Raw genomic sequence first — 1,531 nt, 5'->3', positions numbered from 1 at the left:
TGCTGCCGGCGAAGGAGGCGGTGGAGTCGTAGACGACCCGGGCCAGCTCGTCGGCCCGGGCGCGGAACGCCGCGTCGTCGCTGCCCTCCGGCTTGCTCAGGTTGTAGTGCAGGTTGCCGTCGCCCACGTGCCCGTAGGCGACCACCCGGATGCCGGGGACGGCGGCGGCCAGCGCGCGGTCGGTCTGCTCGACGAATGCCGGGATGCGGCTGACCGGCACGGTGACGTCGTGCTTGAGGCTGGGACCCTCCCGGTTCTGCGCCTCGGAGATCCCCTCGCGCAGCGCCCACAGCGCAGCCACTTGCGCCGACCCCGAGGCGATGACGGCGTCCAGCGCGAGGTCCCGCTCGAACGCCTCGCCCAGCGCGGTCTCCACCACCTCGCCCAGCCCGGCGTCGGGCAGGGTGTCGCTGAGCTCGACCAGCGCGTACCAGGGGTGCGCCTCGGCGAACGGGTCGCGGGCACCGGCCGCGTGCGCGAGCACGAACTCCACGCTCTGTCGGCTCATCACCTCGAAGCCGGTCAGCCGGTCGCCGACCAACGCGCGCACCACCTCGATCAGCTCGACCGCCGCCGCCGGCCCGGGCAGCGCCACCCAGGCGGTGGCCCGGCTGCGGACGGCGGGGAACAGCTTGAGCACCGCGGCGGTGATGATGCCGAGCGTGCCCTCGGCTCCGACGAACAGGTGCTTGAGGTCGTAGCCGGTGTTGTCCTTGCGCAGACCTCGGAGGCCGTGCCACGTCCGCCCGTCGGCGAGGACCACCTCCAGACCCAGCACCAGGTCGCGCATGGTGCCGTAGCGGAGCACTGCCGTGCCGCCGGCGTTGGTGGCCAGGTTGCCACCGATCGTGCAGCTGCCCTCCGCGCCCAGCGACAGCGGGAACAGCCGGTCGGCGGCCGCAGCGGCCTCCTGCACCGACTGCAGCACCACGCCGGCCTCCACGGTGATCGTCTGGTTGGCCGGGTCGAGCTCCCGGATCCGGCGCATCCGGGTCAGCGACAGCACCACCTGGCGACCCGAGGCGTCCGGTACCGCGCCGCCGCACAGGCCGGTGTTGCCGCCCTGCGGGACCATGCCGACCCCGGCGCCCCGGCACAGCCGGACCACCGCGGCGACCTCGTCGGTGCTGGCAGGACGGACCACCGCTGCGGCTTCGCCGGAGTACGCGCCGCGCCAGTCGGTCAGGTGGCTGCGCACCCGGTCGGGGTCGGTGACCAGGCCGGCCGGGCCGACGGCGTCGTGCAGCGCCGCGAGCAGGGCCGGGAGGGCATCCGGCGTGGTCATGCGGTGTCCTCTCCGGGCCGGACCGGGGTCAGCTGCAGGACGGCGCGGGCGTGGTCCACGTTCGCCGCGAGCTGGGCGGCGTCCCAGCTGTGCACGGTGTCCGCCGACGGGGCCAGCTCGCTGAGCCGGGGCCCCCACGCCGCCGTCCGCCCCGGGAAGCTCGCCGCCAGCACGTCCACCATGGTCGCCGCGGCGGTCGAGGCCCCGGGCGAGGCGCCGAGCAGGGCCGCCAGGGAGCCGCCGGCC

Annotated in this window: 2 protein-coding genes; both read right to left on the bottom strand. The window is 75.4% G+C overall.

Annotated elements, in window-relative coordinates:
- The coding region (locus tag G5C62_RS26970) for an FAD-binding oxidoreductase (RefSeq protein ID WP_164703407.1) at positions 1–1,285 on the bottom strand (1,285 nt) is incomplete at its 3' end.
- Positions 1,282–1,531, bottom strand: a 250-nt coding sequence (locus tag G5C62_RS26965; protein ID WP_206330902.1) for a malate:quinone oxidoreductase, incomplete at its 5' end; no start/stop codon positions are given. The genes G5C62_RS26970 and G5C62_RS26965, both read right to left, overlap by 4 nt.

The sequence above is a fragment of the Modestobacter sp. KNN46-3 genome (assembly GCF_011039295.1).
This window is presented reverse-complemented; position numbering and strand designations above follow the sequence as displayed.